General features: G+C 67.9%; 22 protein-coding genes. 8 read left to right on the top strand and 14 right to left on the bottom strand.

Annotation, left to right across the window (positions count from 1 at the left end; genetic code table 11):
- The first annotated feature begins 2 nt into the window (after positions 1-2).
- Both PHA84_RS14480 and PHA84_RS14475 read left to right on the top strand, forming a co-directional pair.
- Positions 3-2,225 carry a hypothetical protein gene (locus tag PHA84_RS14480; protein ID WP_270888833.1) on the top strand — a complete coding sequence of 741 codons (2,223 nt, stop codon included), beginning with the start codon at positions 3-5 and terminating at the stop codon, positions 2,223-2,225.
- Positions 2,222-2,962 (top strand): hypothetical protein, encoded by a 741-nt coding sequence (locus PHA84_RS14475; protein ID WP_270888832.1) that lies wholly within the window; start codon positions 2,222-2,224, stop codon positions 2,960-2,962. Before PHA84_RS14480 ends, PHA84_RS14475 begins: the two co-directional genes overlap by 4 nt.
- Positions 2,963-3,948: 986 nt before the next feature.
- Here PHA84_RS14475 and PHA84_RS14470 read toward each other — a convergent pair.
- From PHA84_RS14470 to PHA84_RS14460, 3 genes are all read right to left on the bottom strand, one after another.
- On the bottom strand, positions 3,949-4,905 hold the full coding sequence (locus tag PHA84_RS14470) for a proline iminopeptidase-family hydrolase (protein WP_270888831.1): 957 nt from the start codon (positions 4,903-4,905) through the stop codon (positions 3,949-3,951).
- The gene (locus PHA84_RS14465; RefSeq protein WP_270888830.1) at positions 4,902-5,192 is read right to left on the bottom strand and encodes a hypothetical protein; all 291 of its coding nucleotides are present in this window, start codon (positions 5,190-5,192) and stop codon (positions 4,902-4,904) included. The genes PHA84_RS14470 and PHA84_RS14465 overlap by 4 nt, the downstream gene beginning before the upstream one ends.
- 335 nt (positions 5,193-5,527) lie before the next feature.
- Complete coding sequence (locus PHA84_RS14460) at positions 5,528-6,412, bottom strand: diacylglycerol/lipid kinase family protein (RefSeq protein ID WP_270888829.1); 885 nt, start codon at positions 6,410-6,412, stop codon at positions 5,528-5,530.
- A 636-nt stretch (positions 6,413-7,048) separates the two neighbouring features.
- On the opposite strand from PHA84_RS14460, the gene PHA84_RS14455 reads away from it, so the two are divergent.
- On the top strand, positions 7,049-7,477 hold the full coding sequence (locus tag PHA84_RS14455) for a hypothetical protein (RefSeq protein WP_270888828.1): 429 nt from the start codon (positions 7,049-7,051) through the stop codon (positions 7,475-7,477).
- 405 nt (positions 7,478-7,882) lie between these two features.
- On the opposite strand, the gene PHA84_RS14450 is transcribed toward PHA84_RS14455, so the two are convergent.
- Both PHA84_RS14450 and PHA84_RS14445 read right to left on the bottom strand, forming a co-directional pair.
- Positions 7,883-8,287 (bottom strand): hypothetical protein, encoded by a 405-nt coding sequence (locus PHA84_RS14450; RefSeq protein WP_270888827.1) that lies wholly within the window; start codon positions 8,285-8,287, stop codon positions 7,883-7,885.
- A 141-nt stretch (positions 8,288-8,428) separates the two neighbouring features.
- Positions 8,429-9,307, bottom strand: a complete 879-nt coding sequence (locus PHA84_RS14445) for a hypothetical protein (RefSeq protein WP_270888826.1) — start codon at positions 9,305-9,307, stop codon at positions 8,429-8,431.
- 540 nt (positions 9,308-9,847) lie between these two features.
- On the opposite strand from PHA84_RS14445, the gene PHA84_RS14440 reads away from it, so the two are divergent.
- Positions 9,848-10,615: a hypothetical protein gene (locus PHA84_RS14440; RefSeq protein ID WP_270888825.1), complete on the top strand. Its 768-nt coding sequence runs from the start codon at positions 9,848-9,850 to the stop codon at positions 10,613-10,615.
- Here the strand turns inward: PHA84_RS14440 and PHA84_RS14435 are convergent.
- The 3 genes from PHA84_RS14435 to PHA84_RS14425 form a co-directional block, all read right to left on the bottom strand.
- Positions 10,598-11,533 carry a hypothetical protein gene (locus tag PHA84_RS14435; protein ID WP_270888824.1) on the bottom strand — a complete coding sequence of 312 codons (936 nt, stop codon included), beginning with the start codon at positions 11,531-11,533 and terminating at the stop codon, positions 10,598-10,600. The genes PHA84_RS14440 and PHA84_RS14435 overlap by 18 nt on opposite strands.
- A gap of 185 nt (positions 11,534-11,718) precedes the next feature.
- Positions 11,719-12,204, bottom strand: coding sequence for an ester cyclase (locus PHA84_RS14430; RefSeq protein WP_270888823.1), 486 nt, complete (start codon positions 12,202-12,204; stop codon positions 11,719-11,721).
- 64 nt (positions 12,205-12,268) lie between these two features.
- Positions 12,269-12,766, bottom strand: coding sequence for a hypothetical protein (locus PHA84_RS14425; RefSeq protein WP_270888822.1), 498 nt, complete (start codon positions 12,764-12,766; stop codon positions 12,269-12,271).
- A gap of 426 nt (positions 12,767-13,192) precedes the next feature.
- On the opposite strand from PHA84_RS14425, the gene PHA84_RS14420 reads away from it, so the two are divergent.
- Complete coding sequence (locus tag PHA84_RS14420; RefSeq protein WP_270888821.1) at positions 13,193-13,885, top strand: hypothetical protein; 693 nt, start codon at positions 13,193-13,195, stop codon at positions 13,883-13,885.
- Between the two features lie 137 nt (positions 13,886-14,022).
- Entirely contained in the window at positions 14,023-14,538 is a 516-nt protein-coding gene (locus PHA84_RS14415; protein ID WP_270888820.1) for a hypothetical protein, read from the top strand.
- A gap of 1,310 nt (positions 14,539-15,848) precedes the next feature.
- Here the strand turns inward: PHA84_RS14415 and PHA84_RS14410 are convergent.
- From PHA84_RS14410 to xylA, 6 genes are all read right to left on the bottom strand, one after another.
- Entirely contained in the window at positions 15,849-16,238 is a 390-nt protein-coding gene (locus PHA84_RS14410) for a DUF2237 family protein (protein WP_270888819.1), read from the bottom strand.
- Positions 16,239-16,425: 187 nt separating this feature from the next.
- Positions 16,426-17,553: an HBL/NHE enterotoxin family protein gene (locus tag PHA84_RS14405; RefSeq protein ID WP_270888818.1), complete on the bottom strand. Its 1,128-nt coding sequence runs from the start codon at positions 17,551-17,553 to the stop codon at positions 16,426-16,428.
- Between the two features lie 45 nt (positions 17,554-17,598).
- Positions 17,599-18,663 (bottom strand): hypothetical protein, encoded by a 1,065-nt coding sequence (locus tag PHA84_RS14400; protein WP_270888817.1) that lies wholly within the window; start codon positions 18,661-18,663, stop codon positions 17,599-17,601.
- The gene (locus PHA84_RS14395) at positions 18,663-19,607 is read right to left on the bottom strand and encodes a hypothetical protein (RefSeq protein WP_270888816.1); all 945 of its coding nucleotides are present in this window, start codon (positions 19,605-19,607) and stop codon (positions 18,663-18,665) included. Before PHA84_RS14395 ends, PHA84_RS14400 begins: the two co-directional genes overlap by 1 nt.
- A gap of 189 nt (positions 19,608-19,796) precedes the next feature.
- A complete protein-coding gene (gene xylB / locus PHA84_RS14390; RefSeq protein WP_270888815.1) occupies positions 19,797-21,236 on the bottom strand; it encodes a xylulokinase in 1,440 nt (479 codons plus the stop codon).
- 9 nt (positions 21,237-21,245) lie between these two features.
- On the bottom strand, positions 21,246-22,463 hold the full coding sequence (gene xylA / locus PHA84_RS14385; RefSeq protein ID WP_442952898.1) for a xylose isomerase: 1,218 nt from the start codon (positions 22,461-22,463) through the stop codon (positions 21,246-21,248).
- A gap of 28 nt (positions 22,464-22,491) precedes the next feature.
- On the opposite strand from xylA, the gene PHA84_RS14380 reads away from it, so the two are divergent.
- Both PHA84_RS14380 and PHA84_RS14375 read left to right on the top strand, forming a co-directional pair.
- Positions 22,492-23,742: an ROK family protein gene (locus tag PHA84_RS14380; RefSeq protein WP_270888813.1), complete on the top strand. Its 1,251-nt coding sequence runs from the start codon at positions 22,492-22,494 to the stop codon at positions 23,740-23,742.
- Between the two features lie 94 nt (positions 23,743-23,836).
- On the top strand, positions 23,837-24,505 hold the full coding sequence (locus PHA84_RS14375) for a ThuA domain-containing protein (protein WP_270888812.1): 669 nt from the start codon (positions 23,837-23,839) through the stop codon (positions 24,503-24,505).
- Positions 24,506-24,508 lie beyond the last annotated feature (3 nt).

Below are 24,508 nucleotides of genomic sequence, written 5' to 3'. Positions count from 1 at the left end.
CCATGGCCGGGCAGCTCTTCCTGACGCCTGTCCTCGAAGCCCTTGACCTGGGACCGTCGATCGATCTCCCAGCCGCTGCGTTGCGTGAGGCTGCGCCGGCATGGCTCGACCCGCGGTACCCCGCAGCGGATCGCGCGTTGCGCTACGGCCGTGGACGAGGAGGCCTGCCGTATGAGGAGATCGCCGAGCGCACCCTGGCCGCCTCCCCCATTCCTCCCGCCGTGTCCATCAAGACGCGGGCGACCGCGCGTCGCGAGCGCGAGCGGGACGCGGCCCACCGTCGCGATCCCGATGTCGACGCGCTGATCGAACAGATCGCTGAGCTGCGCCATCGAGCGCTCGACCTCCCGACAGAGAGCGGGTCCTTGGACTGGGCCGGCAGCGAGGACTCCATCACGGTGTACGTCGGGCAGCAGGAAGGGCCGGCACAGCCGTGGACGTTCTCGCTGGCGCATCCTCCGGGGCTCATCGCGCGCGACACGGTGGAGGCGCCAGCGGCGACGCTGGTCACGTCATCCCAGAGCCTCTCGCTCCCGGGCGTCTTCTGGCTGCCGTTCACCGTCCTGCTCGAGAAGGGCGCGTTCCCGAAGTTCCAGGATGCCCGCGACCGCCTGCACCCGTCGACCGAGATCAGCGGCGTCCACCTCTTCGTCTCGCACCGCTGGCTCGCGCGGGCGGAACCTGACCCCGAGGCGGTCCAGGCGCGGTTCTTCGCGTGGCAGCTCTTCGCCGCGGTCTGCGAGGCGGTCGAGATCGCAGCCGATCGCGGCCTGTCCACGGCACGACGCGTCAGCCGGTTGTTCGGAACGCCAGTCGGCAGGTTCGGCGGGGACCTCGCCGAGAGCCTGTTCGTCAACCTTCTTCAGCCCAACCTCGATGAAGCCGCGGTCGCAGCTGTCATGGCGGAGGTGGCGAGCAGCGACCCCGACCTCGATGACCGGGGCTCCGCGATGGCAGATCGAGACCACGGCCTTCAGGTTCTCCGCGAACGCCTGAAAGTCATGCCGCAGGTGCGCCGCCTCCTCGATCGCGTGCTCGTCTGGTTCGACTACTCCTGCTTGCCACAGCCGCCGAGGGCGGAGGCAGACGAACTGCTGTTTCGTGATGGTCTCGCCCACCTGAACGCAGTCCAGCTGGTGGGTGGGACGGCGATTCTGCTCGACGAGGTCGATGACTACCTCGGCCGAGCGTGGTGCGTGTTGGAGGCCATCACCGCTGAGAGCCTGACGACCCTGACGTCGATGCCGGCAGTCCATCTGGCCGGTTCGCGCCGTTCGACGAACCGCAAGGGCACGGCGGAGGTGTACAACAAGCTGTTGCTCCGCGACTCGCAGCACCTGGTATGGCGGGCGCTGCTGGACACGGAGCTCTCCGCGGATCAACCGCCCGACCGGTGCTTGGAGCGCCTCCGCCTCGATGTCACGGATCCAGCCGACCTGCCGTTCGTCTACGAGGCCCTGCGCCGCATGCAAGCGCCGGACCCACCCACAGACGACACCGAGATCGTGACCGGCTTCTTCCCACTGCCTCTTGCGGCCGACGGCGCATCCCTGTACTGGCGAACGGGGAGCGACCGCTACGTGGCCGACGAACCGTCGCCGTCGACAACGGTGGACGTCGACTGGACGTCAGCGCTGCGGCTCCCCGAACTCCGCGAGGCCGAGAAGGAACGCCGCCCGCTTGGCGTGCCGCCGCTGCTCAACCTGCTCGAGAGCCAGGACGCACTCCTTGACGCGCCAGGATACGAAGGGGTGCATCTCGCGATAGTCGGTAGCTGCGAGGGCGAGGCGATGCTGATGGCTCGGTGGGCCCGCGACCATCGGGACCAGATCGAGTCCCTGACCGCACGGCGGACGGTGTCGATCTCGTGGCTGGCCACCGACATCCTCCCGGTGGGCAAGATGGCGTTCGGCCGGCTTCAACCCTGGCCATCGCTCAGTCGACAGTGGATCATCATCTCCACCGCACACCGGCTGGCCCACTGCCACGTCACCGGGCACCTGCTCGAGACGATGCGATCGCTCGGTCGCCCGCATGGTGAACTCGCCATCGACAGCGGGCGGCAGAATCTGCGCTGGTTCGAGGCGCATGACATCGAGGAAAGCCCCCGTCAGCTGGCGCGCTATCCGATCGTGGAAGGCGTCCTCCGCACGCATCCGGGCGGGATCTACCGGGGCGCGCTGCTTCCCTTCCTGCTGCCACTGCACGGAAGGGCCGCCGAATGACCGACCCGGATGAGGAGCTCCGCGAGCGGATCGTCACGGCGAACCAGCTCTTCGAGGAGGGCGAGTTCGCGGCGTGTTACGAGGCGGCGCATGCCCTTCTCGACCAGCTCACCGCCGAGGTGATACGTTATGAAGCCTGGCGAGCACAGCTCTTCGGTCTCATCGGCAAGAGCGCACTGCAGCTCTCGCTGTCCGACGAAGCGCTTGCTGCAACCCGCGAGGCGCTTCACCGGGTCGAGGCCTTGAACGACGACGCGCTGTATCCACTCCTCGAGGGCTACCGCGAGAACCTGCTGACAGTCCTTGCCGCGCGAGAGCCTCCTGAAGACCTCGACGATCCGTCGCTGCCCCTGTCCCACCGCACGATTCGCCGCGACATCATTCGTGCCCAGTCGCTCACCGACCGCTTCCGGTTCGTCAGGAGCATCGATGTGCTTGAGCCCCTCCGCGACGGCCTCACGCCTCTTACTGGAGGAATCGGTACCTCATCGTCGGCCGAGCCCGATGACGTGCGCGTGTGCTACCTGCCACGCGTGCTCGGGCTGCTTGGCCTCAACTGGTTTCTTCGCGGCGAACCCGCACAGGCCACGGACCTGACGGCTGCTGCGCTCGAGCTGTCGCGCAGGCTCGGTGACCTGACTGGAGTCCGCGTGTACCAGACGAACCTCACTCAGATGGGTCGCGCAGACGCCCGCAATGGCGCGCCGTTCGGAGTGTCTGGGGCACCTGAAGAATGAGATGGCGGAGGGCCCCTGACCGACGTTTCCGCTGGGACCACCGAAACGTGCTGTTTGACCTGCGCGTATGTGTATGTCTGAAGATCGGAGGTTCAGTCACGCCACGGCGGTCTCCTCGATCTAGGGTTGTTGGGACAGATCCCCGCCAAGCAGGGTGTCGGCGGCGCTCCAATCCTGGTCGGTTTCGGCGCGCCGTCGACAGCGTCGCTATGGCCTCGTTTTCGAGCGTCGTCGACACTCGAGGGAACCGTTGGATAGATGCCCGCCGGGCGGCTTGATAAGACCGTCGAGCCCCATTGGCTGCTGCGGGGCAGGATGCGCCAAGGGCCCGCACATTCGGGCCTTTAGCGGACCACGAGCGCCGGCATCGACGGGGCAATAGGGGGCAGTGTCCGCTTCACCCGGCAGCATGAAATCGACTGCTACGCATACGGGAATGAGATTCCCAAACTGGACACGCGAGGTCGATTCTCGTCACCGGCTCAAACGAAGAGCCGGTTCGTCCTGGCGTCCAGCCCAGTGAGGTTGACGCGTCGATGTCCTGCCGCGCATCCGCGATCTGGAGCTCTCTGCACCTTGCTTGGCGATCGGCCGTGCTCCGGAGATCACGTTCTTGCCGCAACTCTGGACCAGGCCGGGGTGACCTCATCGTAGTGATTGGCACGGCCGCGGCGGCAACGGGTTCGCGCTCGACGGCTGCACGGTCAATGACCTTGGACAGTTCCTTCAGGCGCCCAGACCTGGTGTCGTGTAAGAAGAGAGGCCGGCGACCGTTGTCGCGGCATGTCGCATCGCCGTGGGGAGGTTACTTTGCCCGGCAAGCGACCTCCGGCCCGAGTGGTGCGCGCGCTGCCGCCACGCCGATGTTTCTCGGTCGAACACCGGGATGCGGTTCGGGATCACGCCGACCATGAAGGGTCACCGGGACCGTGGTGACCGTGGTCGCCGACGGGACGCGGTAGGTCGCGGTGGGCAAAAATGTGCTACTAACGCGCCTCGAGCTCCCGCAGGAACCCGACCAGCCCGGCGAAGTAGGTCTCAGCGTCGTCGACCAGGGCGAGGTGGCTGCCGTCGGGGCAGTGGTGGTAGCGACCCCGCGGCAGCTGTTCGGCCATCCAGCGCAGATGGGTGGGGTCCATCGTGTCGTGCTCGGCGCCCATCACCAGCGTGGGCACGTCGATGTCCGGCAGGGCGGGGCCCCGGTCCCAATGCAGCAGCTTGCCGCTGGCGCCGAGCTCGCTGGGACCCTGAAGCGGCACATAGATCGCCGGGTTGATGTGGGCGAAGCTACGGGTCGCCGGCTCCGGCCACTCCTCCAGCGGCAGCCGGCACACGTGGAACACGTAGTGGTGCTCCAGCAGCAGCGTCTGGTAGCGCGGGTCGTCGGTGCGGCCCTCGACCTCCATCCGCTTGATCTCGGCCAGCGCATCCTGGTCCATCCGCGGCATCAGGACGTTCTGGGCGTAAGCGTTGTAGGCCGGGGTGCTGGCCATCATGTTCGAGACGACCAGGCCCTTGAGGTGCTCCTGATGGGCCACGGCATACTCCAAAGCCAGCACGCCTCCCCATGAATGCCCGTAGAGCACGAAGTCGTGGCGGTCGAGCCCGAGCGCCACCCGCACCTGCTCGACCTCGTCGACGAACCGGTCGACCTCCCACAGCTCCGGCTCCTCCGGCTGGTCACTGTAGTGCGAGCCGAGCTGGTCGTAGTAGTAGTACTCGATGCCCTCCTGCGGCAGGAAGCCGTCGAAGGTGATGAGGTACTCGTGGGTCACGCCGGGCCCGCCGTGCAATAGGAGCACCTTCAGCCGCGGGTTGTTGCCGACCCGCTTGGTCCACACCCGGAAGTCGCCCTTCGGGGTCCTGACCGGGATCATCCGCTCGCCGCCGGAGATCCGGTCCGCCCGGCCGGTGTTGTCCAGGTAACGAGCGAGGTCGGTCACCGTGCCTCCCCCTTGATAGTGGGGGCTCCACCCCTGAAGCGGGCGATCACCGCGACCGACGGCTCGCTGGTCGGATTGCTCTCGCGATGCAAGGTGCAGGGCGACACGCGCGGCAAGTCTCCGGCCTCGGCGTCGAGGTATCCATCGCACCCCTCGAACTCGAAAGGCAGCACACCCGAGACGACGTACAGGCTGGAGGCGCTGCTGTCGTGGTGGGGCCAGCCGGAGCACGAGCCCAGTGCGCTCACCAGCTCGGCGGCCCTCACCGCGCGCACGGGGTCCAGCATGCCGACAGTCTGCCAGCCCGGCGCATGCGCTGCCCATGGGCTACCGCGTTGCCTGTCCAGCCGTGCGAAGGTCACTTGTGCGCAGTTGCGGCCTCACGGCTGCCCTGGAGCGAGCGGCTCGGCGCTGTCGTGCCGTGACGGAGCAGCTTCTGCATCTCGGCAGAACACAGATCCTGGAGAAGGCCTCGAGCGTCCGCTCCCTCGCTGCAGCCCACCCACAGCACTGCCGGCCGCGCCACGGCCGGTGAGGGGTTCGGTGATGGCTTGAGCGCGGTTCAAACCGGCCCTGTCGCTTCCCCGGTGGGCATGTCACAGCAGTGGGCGACTTCAGGCAGTCAGAGCACCGTCTGTAGCGCCCTTGGTGCGCTGTCGACGCGCACGGTGGCGCCGGCCGGGAGGTCCATCACTTCGCCGTCGACCTGCAGCGGCAGGGGCTTCACCGTGGTGAAAGCGTAACTGCGGACGCTGGGCTGTTTGCCGAGCCCGGTTGTGCTGGCCTTGACCGCGGTCGCGAGGACTCGCCACTTCGCGGTGTGCCTGAGCGTGATGACCTCGAACCTTCCGTCATCGGGCCGACTTTGATCGTCGCTCAAGGTGGCGACCTTAGCCATCTGCGCGATGTTGGCGAAGACCAGGCTGTCGAAGCGTTGCCGTTCACCGTTGGCCAGCTCGATCTCGAAAGGGCGGAACCGGGCGAACGCGCGCACCACGGTGAGCATCTCTCGCAGGGAGCCCTTGTCCCCCTTCTCAAGATCGACCGCCACCACGGGGGTCAACCCCAACCCGATGTAGGAGTGGGCGTAGCGCACGATGTCGCCCGCGGCGCCGTCCACGGTGAGGCGAAGCAGGTCGATGCGGCTGACCGTGCCCTGGGCAATGGCGTCGGCGATCGGCCGCTCCTTGGTCGTGCGGCGGTGATCGTTGGCGTTGCCCGCCGCCAGAACAGCGCTCACCGCCTGTTCGTTGCCGGCCTGCATCACGCCGTTGACGACTTCGTTGTACCCGCCGTCACCACTGACCGACACCACGAGCGGCCGTCCCACCTCCGCGGCCGCACGAGACAGGTCGGTCGCATGGCCCGCGTGTTCGGTGGGAAGCAGGTCCACCCTCAGTGTCGGCATCCGCTGGGCCAACTCCGCACGCAGGCCCTCCGCTCGTTCTCGCGCCTGACCAGTGCTCTTAGGGTTGAAAATCAGCACTACACGATCAAAGGCGGCCACATCGCCAGCCTAGGCGCAGATGGACGCCCTCTCGACCGCGAGGTTCCCGTCGGCCGGCGTAGGTCGCCCGTGCAGGGCCGAGCCGATGACCTCACCCGAAGTCGCGGGTGCGACGGCCGCGGACTAAGACTGCGCCGTTGGTGGGCCGGGAGGACGGGTACCCGGCGAGCCTGCCGGTTGATCGGCATGGGCGGGGGCCAGGTGGTCAGGGCTCTTGGACGCGAGGACCTGGAGCGCCGAGTGGGCCACCAGGCCCGGGAGCAACAGGCCAAGGAGGTCGACACGCTGCTCGAGGAGATGGCGCCGTTGCCCGGCGTCCGACCGCTCGGCCAGCGGGTACCCGTGACCGTGTTGAACCCCGAGAGCGACCAAGAGCTGCGGCAGGTCGCGCGCGGCCTCTGGTCAAGGACGCGGACCGCGCCGCCTGGTACGAAGCCGGCTACTCGGCAAGGCATCCGACCCAGGCCGCCCGCACCAAAGCGCCGGGGCGATCAACGGCCGCGTGCTGCGAGGCGTGGATCGTCATGATGTTGCCCACTCAGGACACCATCTCGGTGAGACTAGTACTTTCGCCGCTTGCTCCCCGCTGCTCAGTTGCGCTGTCCTTATTTAGGGCTCAGGGAAGGACCGGACATCATGCCGCGAACGAACAAGCGGGTGGGATCCACAGGATCGCTAGCCCCGCGCTGGCGTCGACTGCTGGTGTTCGCCACTGGCGCGATGCTTGCGCTCGGCCTCGTGAAGTACGTGGCGATCCTGGCACAGTCCGGCTTCGACTTCGCGAAGGCACCCAATGGCGTCCTTGTGATCCTTCTCCTGCCGGCCGTCGGAATCGCTCTTATGCCTCGCCAAAGAGCGGTCCTTCTGCTTGGAGTCTTCTCCCTCTTCGTACTCGCTGTGGCAATCCTCGCAGTCGCCACTAAGGGGTTCGCTCAAGAGGGCTGGCAGGACACCCTCGCGGTCTTCGCCGGGCTGCCGGTCTCCCTGCTGGGCGTCGTCGCGGCCAGTTTCTTGCTGGCGGCCAGGACCACGGAGCTAAGCTCACCCGCCCCAGCGAGCCCTTGACCCAACCGCTGTAAGGCCGCTCAGGCCCCGGCTTCTTCAGCTCGGTCGCCCGGGGAAGGTCAAGGGGCCGAAGGCCATACCGAAGGCTCCCCGGGGTCTAGGGAAAGACCGTGGCGAACTAGCCAACGAGAGGCGGGTCCCCGAGTCGACGGTGCGCGGTCGCCTGAACAAGCTCCGGAACCTGGCGTTGCCTTCCGCGACGGCCAGCGGCGCTGGTGGCGCTACCGATTCGACCCGGAGTGGCTCGCCGGCCGGGGAGGGATCGCCTACACGGCCGAGGCCCGGCGACGCTTCCACGTCCATCAACGCCGCCGGTACTACCGGGTCGTGCGCGATCTCGGATTGGGGCCAGAAGGTCGGCGCGGATGGACGGGAACGCAGCGGATCGCGGCATGAGCGGGCTTGTCATCCAGGCATGACTTGGTGTTGGACCCAGCGCTCCAGCTGCGGCACGAGAAGCAACGTGGTGATGCCTGCAACCATGAGCACGTGAACCAAGGCGTTCCAGGCCACGGTCCCGGTGGTTTCACCCCCTTGCGTGCCAGCGAACCAGTAGGGAACTAGCGCCAGTAGGCCAACCGCTGCGGAGCCGATAGCAGTGGTCTCCCACCATGGTTGGCGGGCGAATAGCCCTACGGTCGCCACGCTGAAGCCGACGATGGCCAGCAGGCTCAACGCCCGGGTGGCCGACCAGAGGAATCCCGACGTGGTCACTCCCTTAGTTGCGAACATGGGAGTGAGCCACAGCCAAGTGCTGCCGGCCAGGAACAGGGCGACCCCGCCCATATTTCGAATGGTGAACATCACCATCACCTCCTACGTTGAGCCTGCCCGCGAGCGTCGTCAGCGGCTAGGGGCGAAGGTCCCGGAGCGGTGGGCCCAGGGGCATAAGCTCAGGACCCGCAGCGACCGCATCGCGTGGCCTGTGAGTGCTCTCGGGCCTGCTGGGCATCACGAGCCCCAAAGAGTGGGGCGAATGTAGGTGCCTTCGTCGGGGGATAGGGACCGTAGCCACTTGCCGGCCACCACGACGCTGATCAGGAGGAGCAGGAGGCTGGGTCCCGCGTCAGCGTTCAGCGTCACCTGACCGTGGTCGATAAATGTGACTGCGACCCCGGTCCAGAGCGCTGCGAATAGGGTGACCATCTTGATCAGCGCCACCGTGGCGAGGGGTCCGGCGATGGGCCGATGAAGCAGGAGCAGTCGACCAACCGCGGCGATGCAGGGCAGCACGACCACGAGGTCCAGAATGTAGACGGGGTAGGCAACGCCACCTGGCCCTGGGGGGCGGGGTGCTACACCGCCCAGCGCGAAGGGCAACAGCGCGCTGAGCCACAGTCCGGCAAAGAGCCCGGCCACCACCAGCAGCATCCATCCGGTCCCGCGCTCAAGACGCCGGTTGGCCACACGGGGCCATGCTGTTGGGCGTAGTCGTAGCAACCCGTAGAGGAAGGACGCTCCGGAGGTGATGACCAAGACGACGTAGATGAGGAAGATCCGGTTCATCGGTACACCAATCAAGTAGATGGTGTAGCTGTAGGCGACATAGGCAAGAAGTCCCAACCGGATTAGGTGCGCCCGAGCGGAGGTGCGGCGCGCCAGAATGAGGAGCACGGCCGCGACCACGACGCTGAACACATCCTGGGCGACAGCGGCGAGCGCTGTCTCGTGCGCCAAGCCCCGGTATGGGTCGTCGGCCACGAGCGCGTACAGCGAGGAGGCGACGATGCCCATCGCGACGACAAGCGTGGAGGCGCGGCTCTGGGACGGGAGTGCGGGGCCGCCGCGCCTCGGAGCAGTTGAGGCGTTCGTTTCGCTGATCATCTTCATGCAGCTAGCCTGACCAAGCCAGTGGAGGCCCGATAAGAGGCGAAAGTCCCAGAGCGCTGAGTCCATAGCCGCGGGCCAGTTAGTCGGCGGGTGGGGCATCTTCGCGACGCCGGCTCATCGGGGCAGATCCGGTAAGCAGAGCCGGACGTTCCGTGCCCGCCGGGCAGGGGTGTCTTGCTATGCGGCCCGTCGCGCTTGTGCGCCCATATCAACCATGGCGCCAGTACTTCTGTATGACCAGCCCATCCACGTACGCGCAGCGCGTGGAGGCTGGGCGCACGAGGACCGTGGCCGAGCGGGTGGTAGTCGACAGCAGCGGCCAGAGTAGCCGGCGGTGGGGGGGCGTGGAGCTGTCTTCGAGCGCCGTCGACAAGTGCTCCACAAAGCGCTCGCTGCCACTCCGCAGTCGCCTCGGCCACTTCGCCGAGCGGCTGTCGCGGACCCGTTCCACGAACTCGTGGCCGACGGCCCTCACCGGCTGACAGAGGCGACCACCACGGAGGAGAGACATTCTGGCGGGAGCCCTGGCATGCTGGGACGGTGACAACCTGGGCCGTCACGCGCTCTGTGGATGTCGTACGTCGAGTTCTCGCTGGATTCTTTGCTGTGACTTGGTTGACCTTCCCGGGGTTCGGGGTCGTCGATCTGTCTGTCACTTGGGACCCTGAGTGGCCGCAGGTCCTCGAGGCCGGGTGGGGCCTATACATGACGCTGTTCGTCGGCGTTCCGTTCGCGGTGGTGGCGATACGAGGCCGGGCTTACCTTGCTCCCGTCGTCGGGCAGCTGTCTATAGCAGGTGTTGCTCTCCTTCTCTCGGCGGTTGTCGCCATGGAGTGGCAACTGGCATTTTGGGCGCTCGTCATCGCACTGGAGCTTGTCGTCATCGCTGGCCTGCCGTTGCCGCGGCGGCCCGCAGTGCAAGCCGGGCCGATCAGCCCGCTCCTCGTGCCGCTCGTGCTCGGGGCGATTCCATGGATGGTCTACGCGATAGCCATGTGGAGCCTCAACCGTCAGAACCTAATCGACGGGGACATCACCGTCGGTACCGATCACTACTCGGTGCAGGGCGCGTTCGGTGTGGCTCTCCTCGGACTGGTGGCGGCAGCAGCCCTGTGGCCGCGGGGACGGCTGCTCATGGGCTCATGCGCTGGCCTGGCCGCTGTGTACCTGGGGATCGTGTCCTGGGCGTGGCACCCAACCCAGGGAAGCTTCAGTCGGACCTGGTCCATCCTCTGCGCTCTCTGGGGGCTCCTGGTAATGGCGCCAGCTCTTATGACACCTTCAGGGAGATCAACATTGGAGCGGTGACCACACCGTGTTCGCACTTGCCATGACGGGACGCCTCGGGCATGCCCTCGGTGCCGGCTGAGGCCCTCCCTTCGGGCCGCACATTGCCGTAGCGCTGCGACGTTGCTCGAGGAAAGGTGCTTTGACAGAGGTGGCCACAAGCAGAGGTGGCCGAGCGCAAGGGGCGCTCGGCGTACAGCCGCCGCCGCGTTTCGGCCCTGTGGCCCGGGAGCTCCTGAAGGCGGTTCGCGCGCGCCTGGAGCCAGCGCCGGCTGAACCGGTCGCCGCCGAGGTGGTCCCCGCGGCGCCGGGCATCGGCGGCTTGGTCGGCGAGTACAGCCACGCCTGGAACAGTGCATCAGGCTGCTGTCCGGAGATCCGCTCCGCCAGCGCCACGAACTGCGCGGTGGTGACGTTGCCACCGCGCTGCCCTGCGGCCCAGTTGCGAAGGATGCTGAAGAACGCCTGGTCCCCGACGGTGATGGGCAGCGCCTGCAAGGTCAGCGCGCCGCGCTCGTAGACCCGTCCGTCGAACAGGTCCGTCCTGCCCGGGTCGCCGATGGTGAAGTTCCAGCAGCCAGATGTCGCGCCAGCGGTACAACGCGAGGCTGTCGCCGCACTACTGGTGCGCCAGCTCGTGGGCGACGACGAAGGTGTTCGGCCCACCGCCAAGAACTGCTCGGAGTAGATCGGCCGGATCTGATTCTCCAGCGCGAACGCGACCATGACGAGGTACCCCGTCAGGATCAGAAGCCAGGCGCCGGCCGCGAACCCACTGTCCGAAGCGACGGCGGCCAGCCATGCCGGTCCAGGCTTGCCGGTCTGGGCAAGGAGGTCACTCGCGCCGCCAGAGGACAGCAAGATCCCGCCGACAAGAAAGGTTGGGAACATGAGGATGGCGCACCAGGCGCCGACCACGGTGATCTTGAGGCTCTTCATCGGCGACCTCCGGCCTCCCTGTGTCGAGAGCCCAGCCCGGCGCGAGGGCCGCACATGCCCAGTTCCCGCTCACGCGAGCAATGCCTACGAGAGCGGCCTGGTGCCGGCGCGAGGCGTGGAGGCCAGACACCAATGGCGGCAAGGCGCGACGCGTGTCTTGGCGCTGCATTCCGACGTGGTGATCGCTATACGGGGACAGTTGCATCCCTCAGCTGTTGGGCCAGGGCCAAGATGGGGAAATAGGCACCCAGCGCGGTGATCTTGTCGTCGGAGAGGTCGTAGGACACGGAATACGGCAGTCGCACGGCGGCGCCGGTCGCCGGGATCCCTGCGAACTCCGCAATGTGCTTACCGACGAAGACAGCCTCCAGTGCTGCGGCCCCATCGGCCGTGGTCAACGTCCCCAGCTCGGGTGATGCGTCGAAAAGCTCTCGGTGCAAGGCAACGATGAAGTCACGCACTGCCTCGCGACCCTGGAGTTCTTCGCCGGTCTCCATCGTGGTCCACACGACATCCTGTGCAAAGAAGTCGGCGAAGTCACCGCCACTGAGCAACGCATCGAGATATCCCCGAATGGTGCGTTCGGTTTCTGCTACGGCCATTTCTTCTTCTCCATTCTCCGGTGAGGAGCTCACTTGAGGGGCGCTGGCCCCGACCGGCAGACCATTCACGAGCGTCCGCACCCTCATCCCGGTGGGCGCCGGAGGCGCCTCGCGCAAGGGTGTCCGGGGCACGTCAGGCAAGCGTCGCGCAGAGGTTCTCGACCGCCCCTGATACGCGGGTGAGCTGGTTGTCGGTGAACACGGCGGGGCCATGGAAGACGAAGACACCCTGACCCAGCGTGCCCGTGTCGTCGTGCCCAGCAAAGACCGGCGAGAGGGACGTCCCGGTGAACACCGCCACCTGCTCACCGCTGGGTCCGCTGGTGAACAGCACGGGACCGGAAATGTCCCGCACCACGCTCTTTGCCGTCGCATCATTGGTCACGGTGACCACGAACTGGCCCGTGACCAGGATGTTGCCGTTGGGGAACGTACGCGCGAACTCGTTGTTCAGCACCTCCGAGATCGTGACGGCGAAGGGGCAAGCGGCGCCCGCCGGGAACGTGACCGGCAGCCCTGACTCGACAAACACGCGTGGACTCGGCTTCCCACCGCCACCGACCAGCCCAGCCGATGCAGGCTCAGCCCCGATCGTCACGGCTGCAAGCAGCCCGGCGGATGTCGCAGCCATCAAGATCCTGTGCAACGACATGGCCGTCACCTCGTGTTCACTCGGTCTGCACGTCGCGCACGCGACCCATCGAACTGTCCTCCGATGATCGAGAAGCAACAAGGGGTCCAAGAGTGCCGATTGCCGTTACAAGGCACCAAGGCAGCAAGGCATCAAGGGCAGAAGACTTCAGCCACCGTGGCGGCATCTACGCCTTCTGGCGGAAGTGCGGGCTGTCGGCGTGGAGGACCGTCGCGTACTGACGCCAAATTCGCTCCAGGCCACCCAAAGGAGCTGAACCAGCAAGGTCGGCGAACGGTGCACCGCTGTAGGCCGCACGAGGGGTCTACCGGTGTCTGGCAGGTCCTTCGCTGGGCCGATTCCGCAGCGGATCTGTGCGCAGCACTCCGTTGCGCCTTCGACGTCCCACCGATAGGACCACAACCCATGATCACAGTCACTGTGAAAGCGCAGGGGTCTAACGATGCGGCCAGGCGTCGCGCCCGTCGAATGCTGGGCGCCGTCCTGACGACATTGGCCGTCGGCTTTGGATCCACGGCCCTGCCCGCGGACGCGGCACCAGAGCACAAGGTCGGCGATGCCCTCGGCTCCCTCTGGCAGGTGGTCCTGGACACCCCAACCCCGCAGAACCCGTTCGCAGGCGGTGACCCGTGCGTGCACATGGGGGCAATCGTGGCCCCCTTCACGCCGCTGGGCGCGGCAACGGTGGCCTGCACGGTCAGCCCCGGAACGCCGGTCCTCATTACCGCAGAGAGCTCCGAGTGCAGCACCCTGGAACCGCCACCGTTCTACGGAGCCAACGAGGCTGCACTACGGGCGTGTGCCCGAGCAGCCGACGAGGGGTTCACCATGATCGCCCTGACCCTCGACGGTGTGCCTACACCCCTGACGCAGGTGGAGACCAGCCTGCTGGCCCTAGACCTGCCCGCGGACAACATCCTCGGCGTGCCAGCGCAGCCGGCGTTCTCCGTCGCTCATGGTTGGGTCGCACTCCTGCACCCGCTGACCCCAGGCACCCACCACGTGATGCTCCGCATCGTCGGCACCGACGTCTTCGGCGCCGCAGTCGACCTGACCAACGCGACAACCCTCACCGTCACGCCCGGGCTACAGGGCTGATCGCGGGGTCGGCTTCACACCGCCCGCTTGCCGGGCGCATGGCCGATACCTACCCCGCCGCCGACCATCCCAAGCGCACCCTTTGGAATTGCCCACCAACGACAATCCGCCCGAACAGCCGACGATGAGGACTCGCCATGTTTCACCCATTGCGCATTGCCACCACCGCGACCGCAACGGCCGCCGCCATGGTCTGCCTGATCCCCGCCGCCCAAGCAGCCCAGCCAAGTCGGGACGTCTTCGACGTGAGCTCCGACGACGTGTACACCGGCTGGTGCGCCTTCCCGGTGCGGCTGCAGGAAAGCGGCAAAGTGACGGTGCTCACCTTCGACGCCACCTCGGCCGGCGTATCCCGGGAGAGCGACATCGCCTCCCAGTACCGCGGCGTCCTGACCAACGAGGACACCGGCACCCAGCTGGCCCTGAACTACCCCGGCAGCCTGCACATCACCTACTACGCCAACGGCACGCACACCACCCGCGGCACCGGACCCAACCTCATCGCCGCGCCGGTGCCCAGCCCGGCCACCGGCCGGGTGGGTCTGTGGCTGATCCACGGCCAGTTCACCTACGACGTCGCAGCGGACGATCGCGTCGTGTCCTCCAGCGTGAAGGGGACCGAGGAGGACCTGTGCCAGGCCCTTGGCGGCTAAGCACCTCATCCCGGCACGTTCTCGGAGAGAGATAAGGGCCGTATGACCACAGGCGCGCCGCCGCGATCATCACGTTGGACCATGGCGCCCGTCATGTATCGGCGCCTCGCCGAGGCCTTCGCGCCGGACACCTGCGCGCTGGCGACCACCATTCACCAGCATGGGCATGTTGAACACCGGTTGCCCCAGCAAGTATCCGGGGGTAGGGCACGCCTGAAAATGGGTCGAGGTGGACGAGGCAGCCACCCGCCTTCATGAGCAACAATGCGGCCGCGCACTCGGAGGGCAGTACGAAACGTGGGGAGGCGGCGCCCCACCAAGCCGCCCCCGAAGTCAGGGATCCACCCGGTAGTTTCCCATCGGCGCAACCCGACTCGGCCCGGCGGCTCAGACTGGCCGAACGGCTCGTGCGGCCTCAGGACCCTTTGCGCGCCCACATCGGCGACCGGCGTACGTCATGGGACCGAGGACCTTGCGGTCGGGCCGTGTCACGATGATGGGTGGGCCTGACCCGCACGTCCGGCATGCCGCCTCACGTCCCCCGTCGGGCATCCGCATGAAGGGACAAGCCATGACAGTGCATCTCCTGTGCGTGGCAGCGAAGACAAGCGTTGTTGCGGCGGTCGCGGTAGTCGGGATTCTCGCACTCGCCGTGACCGCGCCGGCCTCCCAACCACACGGGGGGCCTGCCCAACCGGCCATGCTGGGCGTGACCAACAGCAGAGTCCGGCCCGCGCCAGCTTACGGCTGCTGGACGGGAGCGGTCGTGCTGCCCGGGGACCATCACCCCACCGACTTAGCTCGCCAACAGCCCTGGGCGCCGTGCACCCAAGAGCATCACCGCTGGGATCTATACCGCCTCGCCCGCCACCTCGAGTATGACCCGCGGCGCTGAGACCGTCGAGGCGGAGGCGCCACTCCGGACGCCCCTCTGGGGTGAATGCCGTAGACGCACGGTAGGACCAGCAGCTCCCTGGTCAGTCAGGGCTGCCCGCAGGACAACGCCGACGGCACGGGTCCGGTGTCCACGTTCAGTGGACGGTGATGTTGCCCCCCTTGAGCGTTTGGCCACCGGTGGAGAAGACCGGATGAGCGGGATCCTGCACTCGGTAGATGGTGATGGTGATGCAGGAGGCTCGGCCCAGGAGCACGTGAGCGACGGGACGATGCCACTGGGGCACGAGCTGGGGGCGGCAGCCGCCCGCTCGGTTCGTGACCTCAACGTGGCACGTGGTCCGCGCGCGGGGACCACGTGAGGGGTCACGGGCCAAGCGTGCCGAATCCGGCGTCGGCGCCCGGGTCCATCGGGGTCACTCCAGGGAACGCGGATCGGCTGGGACGTCGACCGCGTGCTGCTGCAACACTGCCAGCGGCACGATCTGCAGCACCGCCTCATGCGTCGCGGCCAGTACCACCGGTGCAGCCACGTCGTCCCGATAGGCCCGCACCCAGTTGAGTGCCGTCACGCACCAGCGGTCCCCCGGCTGCAGGCCGGGAAAGGCGTACTCCGGCCGCGGCGTCGACAGGTCGTTACCGATGCCGAGCTGGTGCTCCAGGAAGCCGGCCGTCACGACCGCGCAGATGGTATGGCTGCCAAGGTCCTCAGGCCCGGTCCGGCAGCAGCCGTCTCGGAAGAACCCTGTCATCGGCTCGGTGCCGCAAGGTTCCAGCTCGCCGCCCAGGACGTTGCGCTCTGCCATCGTCACACCCTGGCACCCATCGCCCCCTGGTGCGACCTGCTCACTCTCCTGCAACGGTCGGTTACCCCAGCAACCCGGTGCTCGCCTTGAATCGCCACCCCCGCCGTGGCAGCAGGGCGCCCCAATGGTGGGCGACCTACGAGGTCGTCAGACACCAGGGGCGTGTTGTCGACGAGATCGCCGATGCTCAGCTGACGGCCGGCAGCGGCACCATCCCCTGGTTCTGCTGCGTCACGGCCATACCCTCCAGTGCGGTCGCGAACTCCACCAAGGTGGTCCATTCCTCGACCGCAGACCTGACCCACAGCTCGTCGAGCACCGTGTTGAGCGGGTCTTCCGCCTTGCCCACCAGGTCGACGATGTGCTCCAGCGTCTTGTCGAACGTCGTCCACATTTCCCGGATGTGCGTCAAGGCCTGCTGCGCGGCGGTGTTCTGGTCGCGCAGGTTCTGGACGGAGGTGTTCAGCGCACTGAGGACCACGATCTGGCGGCCCTCGTTGTCCAGGTCGACCTGGTCGCGTGCGATCTGCTCGTGCTGCTGCTTGATGAGCACCCCCATGGCGGTTGCGGTGCCGGCTCCCGCCAGCGTCACCAGACCGCCGCCGACGGCGACGACCACGCCGAGACCGAAGGTGACGACCGCCAGGGCGATCCCAGCGATCAGGACAAGCAGCCCGAGACCGAGGCCGATGAGGGAATCGGTCAGGAGCGAGTTCTCGGAGGCGATCTTCGCGTTGAGCACCTCGATGTCGGCCTTCGCCTTGGCGATCTGCACCGCCAGGCCGGCCTCCGCGGTCTGGATGGAGTCCACGCCGTCGGTAAGACTGGTGAAGTCGGCCTCCGCGGCGGCCTGGAAGGCGTCGAGCTGCTTGCCAGCGCTGTCCAGAGCCCCGTCGATCGTCGTGAGCTCCCCGCGCAGGGCCGTCAGGTAGTCGATGGTCTTCGTCACCAAAGCCTTGTACTGAGCGCTGTTGGGCGCCAGTCCCTGCGCCTGCTGAAGAAGCTCCAGGATCAGGTCTGCGGCGGCCTTGAACTCACTCCCGTAGTCGATGACGGCCGAAGGGATCGTCGCGGTGAGCTCCGGGACGAGGTCGATCCACCTCTGTGCATGGCCCTTGGCGACGTCGAGGTTCGCCGACAGCGCGTCGAACCACGCCGGGGCCGGATCGGTGGCCGGGTGAATCTCGGTATGCTGCACGGCCAGCGCGTACGCCGTCACGATATGCATGTTCGCTATGCCCGACGCGATCGCCTGCTTGGCGTCGCCGGATGAGACACCGCTCGCCGGGCTCGAACCGGTGGGGGTCGTTGTCATGGACCTGCTCCTCTTCTGGTCTCGGGAAGCTCGATTGACCGCCGGTCAGGCGCCGGCAGGGTGCGGAGTCAGGCGGATGGTCGTACCGCTCACGGTCTGCAGGTCCAGCAGTCGCTGCGCCAGCGCCGCAAGAGCGTCCCAGGCCTGCGCGGCCGCTGACAGGTTCACCAGATCCGGCATCTGTGCCGGGTCGGCGCCGGCGCGCAGCCCCTCCTGCACCCTCTGCACCTTGTCGCGCTCCGCCTCCCACAGCAGCTGAAGCTCGCGACCAGGCTGGCCGGCCAGCAGGTACTGGTCATCGATCCGCTGGAGTACCGCGAGCACTGTGTGCAGTGCGCTGACCGCCTGGAGCTCGGCGGACTCGGCGACCAGCGCCTCGTAGAGCTCGGTCAGGGCCTCGTCGATCTCGCGACTGTTCGCGATCATCTCGCCCATGTCGATCAGGACGGACAGCACCGCCAGCCCGATGCCCACGAAGGGGATCTCCACCTCTCCAATCGCGATGGCGACCACGAGCTCGACCTGGGTCTCGGTGAAGGTGCGCCCGACTGCCAGGTCGGAGGAACGCATGTTCTCGCCCAGTCCGCTGAGCCGCTCCTCGAGCTCGGCGATCTTGGCCGCGGTCTCGTCGAGTGCCTCATGCTCCTGCTCGTGCGCCGCCGCGGCAGCGGCCGCCGCTGCCAGCATCAGCTGGTGCGCGTCCGCCCACGAGCCGGCCAGCCCCTCGATGACCTCCTGCCCGGATGCGATGGCGTCGAGCGCACCGTCAAGCTGGTCGACCAAGCCGCCGAGATCCTCGGCGAGCTGCTCGGCGATCGCCCGCGACACCACGGGAGTCCCCGCGTGGAACGCCCGAAAGGTTGCCGCGTAGTTCAGGAACGGCGACACGATGGCGGCAGTGGCTGCCGGTGCGTGATCGAGCCACTGCTCGCCGGCGGCCACGTTGGCCGCGAGCGCAGCCCGGGCCTGCTCCAGCCAGGCGGGCGCGGGGTCAAGGTCCTGGAACTGTGCCGACTGGATCGAGCCCACATAGGCGAACAGCCGCGCCCACGTGTTCGCGACTCCCGTGAGCAGGTTCGACGCCTCACTGGCGTCCGGGCTGAGCTGCATCACTGCCCTCCTGGCCGCGGGACGGGGAAGGCCCCCATGGTCGTGAGGACCGCTTGTGCCAGCTGTTGGATGCTCGCCCACTCGTCGGCCGCCACGGCGATGTCCAGCTGCGTGAGGTCTGAGGTCAACGACTGCGCGGAGGCAGTGGCGATCTGCTGGGCGACATGCGCTGTGGTCTGATGCAGGGTCGCCCATTGCTCGGCCACCTGCGGCATCGCGGCGGCTGCCGGTCCAGCGGCCTCTATGCCCTGCTGCAGCTCGGCCTGCAGTGTGGTGAGGGACTGGTGGTACGCGGCCGCGTAGTCCTGGAGCAGCTTGAGGTCGGCGCCGATCGTCAGCGGCGAGGACTGCAGGTGCGCGAGCTCGTTCTGGAACCACTCACTGAAACCGTCGGTGGCCGCCTGCACGGAGCCTGCTCCCGCATCGAGGGCAGCCACGTCCGCCAGGATGATCTGGGCGAAGTCCGCGAAAGCCGCCTGTGCAGCGCCGACCTCCGTCACCGCACCGTCGACCAGGTTCTGCAGGGTGGCGAACTGCGAGCTGGCCTGCGCCAGCTGCTGTTCGGTGGCGCCGGACGCGGACACCGCGCTGAGCAGCCCTTGGACCAGGTCGGCGGTACTGGTGAACGAGTGGGCGGTATTGACGTAGCTGTTGAACAGCCCCGACTGCAGGGCGTCGCGAACACCGGGCTCTGGGTGCTCAGGGCCCGGAGACTGCAGCCAGCCGACGATGTGCTGCTGCGCGACCGCGACGGTCGACGCCAAGGCGGGCGCGATGTCGGCAAGATGGAAGACGAAGGGCTGCGACGACCCCTCCCAGGGCACCTCGACGTCGGGTTGGAAGTTGAACAGGGTCAGGAAGTACCAGTCGATGGGTGCGACAGCCCCCTCCACCGCCTGCAGCTGTTCCTGCGTCGCGGGGTCGGGGGACAGAGCGCTGCTCACGGTCACGTGGGGCAGCAGTCCGCAGCGGGGGAGGGGTGCGGCGCCGGGCAAGCCCGGTCCTGCCGGATCATGGACCGACGCTCCCACGATGCGAGAGGGACGTCAACGAGCGAGTGCTTGATGGCGACGGACAGGTGGCCCACCGGCGAGCCAGCTCTGCGGCGGGCCTCGAACGGCCATGCGGAACGTTCAGGAGATCAACGAAGCCGCCGCGTGGTAACGCTCCAGGACCTCCGGGGTCGGCTCAGCGGTATGGAGCTCGCTCTCACCCGAGGACCACTGGGGCGGCTCTGCGCCCTGGCACAACACCCAGGCTGCCTGACGAGCGGCTCCGTCCGCGACGTACTCCCCAGGGGCCGGCACCATGACCGGGACGCCGAGCACCGCGGGGGCGACTGCGCGCACGGCGGTGGACCGGGCAGCCCCGCCCACCAAGGTCACGCGGTCGACGCTGGCCCCCTGTCGCCGTACCGCCTCGATGCCGTCGGCCATCAGGCACAGCATGCCCTCCACCGCCGCGCGAGCGACGTTCTGCCTCGTCATCGACGCGAGCGTCATTCCGTGCAGGGACCCAGTGGCCGTGGGCAGGTTCGGCGTGCGCTCCCCCTCGAGGTAGGGAACATGCACGAGCCCGTGCGCGCCCGGCTCGGCGGCCAGCGCGAGCTCGCTCAGCTCCTCGTGGTCGACGCCCAGTACCCTTGCCGTCGCGTCGAGCACCCGCGACGCGTTCAGCGTGCAGGCCAGTGGAAGGTAATGACCAGTGGCATCCGCGAACCCGGCTACCAGGCCCGACGGGTCCGCAGTTCCGTTCTCCGACACGGAAGCCACGACGCCTGAGGTGCCCAGGGACACGGACGTGTCGCCAGGGCGCAGCAGGAGCCCGAGCGCGGCCCCGGCGTTGTCGCCACATCCCGGCCCCAGCCGCACATGCCCGTAGCCGAGGGCCGGGTCACCGGTGGCCGCCACCTCGTGCGGAGCGGCCACCCGCGGAAGCACCACCTGCCGTGCGCGGTCCGGGTCGCGTCGCAGCGCCAGGCCGAGCAGGTCATACCGGTACTCGTTCTCCACCGCGTCGAAGTAACCCGTCCCCGAGGCGTCGGAGCGGTCCGTCACGAGGGTGTCCAGTGACGTCGCGCCGCTGAGACGCCACGTCAGCCAGTCGTGCGGCAGTGCCACGGCCGCAACGGCTTCCGCGTGGTCGGGCTCGTGCTCCACGAGCCAACGCAGTTTCGCGACGGTCAGCGCCGCCACCGGGACGGAGCCCACGGCGTCCACCCAGCGTTTCGCGCCCTGCTGCGCGTCACCGCTCCCCAGCTCGAGGACGAGGTCGGTGGCCGCCTGCGCCGACCGAGTGTCGTTCCAGAGCAGCGCAGGCCGGATGACCGCGCCGCCCGCATCGAGACAGACCATCCCGTGCTGCTGTCCAGCGACCGCCACGGCCGCGACGTCGTCCAGCCCCCCTGCCTGCGCCACTGCCTCCCGCAACGCGTCCCACCAGAGCTCCGGGTCCACCTCGGTGCCCTCCGGATGCTGAGCCCTGCCTTGGCGGACCAGCCGGCCGGACGCGGCCTCCCGGATGACAACCTTGCAGGACTGCGTCGAGGAGTCGATGCCCGCCACGAGGTCCATGGCTGCCGCTCAGCCGATCAGGTGCTCGAGGGCGAGCTGTTGGAGCCGGACGAAGCCGTAGTCGCGCTCCGCCGCCCGGTCCGGGTCGAAGCCGTCGTCCGTGGCAAGCAGGTCCTCGACGGTCTCTCCCTCCGAGAGCGTGGGCAGCGCGAGGTCGAAGACCCCCGAGTACGTCATGGCCTCCTGGACCCGCGGATCGGCACGGAAGGCCTTGGCCTTCTCGGCGAGCATCAGGTAGGTCGACATGCAGGCCCGCGCGGACTCCCACACGCCGTCCATATGCTCGGTGCGCGAGGGCTTGTAGTCGAAGTGCTTCGGACCGGTGTACGAAGGACCGTCCGGGTAGCCCGGGAACCCGTTCTCGAGGAGGTCGACGGTGAAGAAGGCCGAGATGAGGTCGCCGTGGCCGAAGACCAGGTCCTGGTCGTACTTCAGCCCACGCTGGCCGTTGAGGTCGATGTGGAACAGCTTCCCACTCCAGAGCGCCTGTCCCAGCCCGTGGGTGTAGTTGAGGTTCGCCATCTGCTCGTGGCCGGTCTCCGGGTTGAGCCCCACGATGTCCCCGTGCTCGAGCTCGGCGATCAGCGCCAGAGCATGTCCCGCGGTAGGCAGGAAGATGTCGCCGCGGGGCTCGTTCGGCTTGGGCTCCAGCGCGATCCGAAGGTCATAACCATGGGACTTGATGTACCCCGCGACGGTGTCCAGGCCCTCCTTGTACCGCTCCATGGCGGCGAAGACGTCCTTGGAGCCGTCATACTCGCTCCCCTCTCGCCCACCCCACATGACGAAGGTGGTCGCCCCCATGTCTGCCGCCAGGTCGACCGCCCGAAGCACCTTGCGCAGACCGAACCGGCGCACGCTCCGGTCGTTGGACGTCAGCCCACCGTCCTTGAACACGGGGTGGCTGAACGTGTTCGTCGTGACCATCTCGATGACCAGACCAGCCTGTTCGGTGGCCTCCTGGAACCGGTCGACGATCTTCTCCTTCGTCGCCGCGTCCGCGTCGAACGGGAAGACGTCGTTGTCGTGGAAGGTGACGCCCCAGGCGCCGAGGTCGGCGAGCCGCTCGGCGTACTCCCACGGGTCAAGGCTGGGACGGCTGGCGGATCCGAACGGGTCGATGCCGGTCCACCCCACCGTCCAGAGGCCGAACGAGAACTTGTCTTCGGGGGTCGGCTGGCGCACCACGGTCACTCCTTGTCGAGATTTTGTTGTTCTACAAAACATAATGGCCTCGCTGCGCTAGAGTCAAGAGGTGCCGACGCCCGTGCCGACCACCGCCTCGAACCACCTGCCCCCAAGCCGCACGCCCTCGGATCCGCAGTCCACCAGCGCCCGGCAGTCCAGTCTTCGAGAGAGCAACCTCGGGCTGGTTGTCCGGACGGTGTACGCGTCGCCGACGGCGCTCTCGCGCGCGGGCGTCGCCGGGCGCACGTCGCTGACCCGGTCGACGGTCTCGCGACTGGTCGACGACCTGGTGGCGGGCGGAGTACTGGCCGAGCTCGGCCAGGCGGAGGCCACCGGCCGGGGCCGACCGGCCACGCCTCTGGTGCCGGGTGCCGGGCTGGCTGCCCTGGGGTTACAGGTCAACGCGACCTATCTCGCCGCACGCGTGGTCGACCTCCGAGGCACAGTGGTCGCAGAGCGCGTCGAGTACGCCGATCTCGTGTCGAGCGAGCCCGCGCCCACCTTGACCCGCTTGGCCGCGCTGAGCACCCAGGCCCTCAAGGAGGTGCCCGGTGACGTCCGCCTGGTCGGCGCCGGACTCGCACTCCCGGGCATCGTCTCGGCCGACACAGGTCGCCTGCTGCTGGCGCCCAACCTCGGCTGGGCCGACGTGCGACCAGCAGACCTGGTCCGCCGGGCGGCGATCGCCGGCCTGACCCTGAACGTCGGGAACGAGGCGGACCTCGCGGCGCGGACCGTAGCCGAGATGGCGCCTGGGCGCCCGAGCTCGCTCCGGGACTTCGTCTACCTCTCGGGGGAGATCGGGATCGGCGGGGCGGCGATCGTGGACGGCCAGGTGATGCAGGGCAGGCACGGGTGGGCCGGAGAGATCGGGCACGTCTGCGTCGACCCGGACGGGCCCGTCTGCCCCTGTGGCGCGACCGGCTGTCTGGAGCAGTATGCCGGCCGCCGGGCCCTGCTGGCCGCCGCCGGCCTGCCGCCTGGCAGCACGCCCGCAGAGCTGCGCGACGCCGCGAGGTCTGGCGGACGGCGCGCTGAACGAGCAGTCTCGCGGGCGGTGAAGGCCTTGGGCATCGCGCTCGCCGGCGTGGTGAACGTCCTCGACATCCCGGACATCGTGCTCGGTGGGGACCTTGGACAGATCGCCGACGTCCTGGCCCCCGGACTAGAGGTGCAGCTGCGCTCGAGGACGCTCTCTGCCCGCTGGGTCAGCCCGACGATCCATACTGCCAGCGACGATCCCGCGCCGGGTGCAACCGGCGCCGCCCTCCGGGAGCTGTCCGCCGTGCTGGCTCACCCTGCCGCCTGGCTCCCCTAGCCCGGCAGTCCCTGCGCTCACATTGTCCTTGACACCACCGGCACCTCACTTAGTATTACCGTCAAACAAATTGCACCCGGAAGTGGAGACGCCGATGTCCCTTGCCCCTGAACGCCGTTGCCTCGTCGTGCGTGGCGGCTGGGAGGGTCACCACCCCGCAGAGAGCACCGAGCGGTTCATCCCGTTCCTGAAGAGCAAGGGGTACGCCGTCGAGGTGAGCGAGACTCTCGACAGCTACCTCGACGCCGACCAGCTCGACGCCACGGACCTCGTCGTCCAGTGCTGGACGATGGGCGAGATCACCGACGAACAGGTGGATGGGCTGCGGAAGGCGGTCGCCGCCGGGACCGGACTGGCAGGGTGGCACGGGGGCATCGTGGACGCGTTCCGCTCTTCGGCGGAGTACCTGCAGCTCACCGGCGGCCAGTTCGCGACGCACCCTGGTGGCATCGTCGACCATGAGGTGACGGTCCGCTCGGAGCGGTCAGAGCACCCCATCGTGGCCGGTCTCGACTGCTGGCAGCAGAGGACCGAGCAGTACTGGATCCTCACCGACGCCATGAACGACGTGCTGGCCACCACGCGCATCCTCGGTGGCGACGGCGCTGAGTGGAACCAGGACATGGTGTTCCCCACCGTCTGGACCCGCCAGTGGGGTCTCGGCAGGGTGTTCGTGTCGACGATCGGCCACTCCCCCACGGACCTGGACGTGCCGCAGGTTCGCACCCTGACTGAGCGCGGTCTGCTCTGGGCGAGCCGCTAGACC

This window comes from Pedococcus sp. 5OH_020, assembly GCF_027812955.1.
Classification (GTDB): domain Bacteria; phylum Actinomycetota; class Actinomycetes; order Actinomycetales; family Dermatophilaceae; genus Pedococcus.
This window is presented reverse-complemented; position numbering and strand designations above follow the sequence as displayed.

Excerpts from the sequence above, each read along its gene's own strand:
- PHA84_RS14400 (WP_270888817.1), bottom strand. The coding sequence starts at position 18,663 with ATGCAGCTCAGCCCGGACGCCAGTGAGGCGTCGAACCTGCTCACGGGA.
- PHA84_RS14475 (WP_270888832.1), top strand. The coding sequence starts at position 2,222 with ATGACCGACCCGGATGAGGAGCTCCGCGAGCGGATCGTCACGGCGAAC.
- PHA84_RS14420 (WP_270888821.1), top strand. The coding sequence starts at position 13,193 with ATGATCACAGTCACTGTGAAAGCGCAGGGGTCTAACGATGCGGCCAGG.
- PHA84_RS14425 (WP_270888822.1), bottom strand. The coding sequence starts at position 12,766 with ATGGCTGCGACATCCGCCGGGCTGCTTGCAGCCGTGACGATCGGGGCT.
- xylA (WP_442952898.1), bottom strand. The coding sequence starts at position 22,463 with ATGTTTTGTAGAACAACAAAATCTCGACAAGGAGTGACCGTGGTGCGC.
- PHA84_RS14415 (WP_270888820.1), top strand. The coding sequence starts at position 14,023 with ATGTTTCACCCATTGCGCATTGCCACCACCGCGACCGCAACGGCCGCC.
- PHA84_RS14375 (WP_270888812.1), top strand. The coding sequence starts at position 23,837 with ATGTCCCTTGCCCCTGAACGCCGTTGCCTCGTCGTGCGTGGCGGCTGG.
- PHA84_RS14450 (WP_270888827.1), bottom strand. The coding sequence starts at position 8,287 with ATGGTGATGTTCACCATTCGAAATATGGGCGGGGTCGCCCTGTTCCTG.
- PHA84_RS14405 (WP_270888818.1), bottom strand. The coding sequence starts at position 17,553 with ATGACAACGACCCCCACCGGTTCGAGCCCGGCGAGCGGTGTCTCATCC.
- PHA84_RS14465 (WP_270888830.1), bottom strand. The coding sequence starts at position 5,192 with ATGCTGGACCCCGTGCGCGCGGTGAGGGCCGCCGAGCTGGTGAGCGCA.
- PHA84_RS14480 (WP_270888833.1), top strand. The coding sequence starts at position 3 with ATGGCCGGGCAGCTCTTCCTGACGCCTGTCCTCGAAGCCCTTGACCTG.
- PHA84_RS14410 (WP_270888819.1), bottom strand. The coding sequence starts at position 16,238 with ATGGCAGAGCGCAACGTCCTGGGCGGCGAGCTGGAACCTTGCGGCACC.
- PHA84_RS14445 (WP_270888826.1), bottom strand. The coding sequence starts at position 9,307 with ATGAAGATGATCAGCGAAACGAACGCCTCAACTGCTCCGAGGCGCGGC.
- xylB (WP_270888815.1), bottom strand. The coding sequence starts at position 21,236 with ATGGACCTCGTGGCGGGCATCGACTCCTCGACGCAGTCCTGCAAGGTT.
- PHA84_RS14455 (WP_270888828.1), top strand. The coding sequence starts at position 7,049 with ATGCCGCGAACGAACAAGCGGGTGGGATCCACAGGATCGCTAGCCCCG.
- PHA84_RS14435 (WP_270888824.1), bottom strand. The coding sequence starts at position 11,533 with ATGAAGAGCCTCAAGATCACCGTGGTCGGCGCCTGGTGCGCCATCCTC.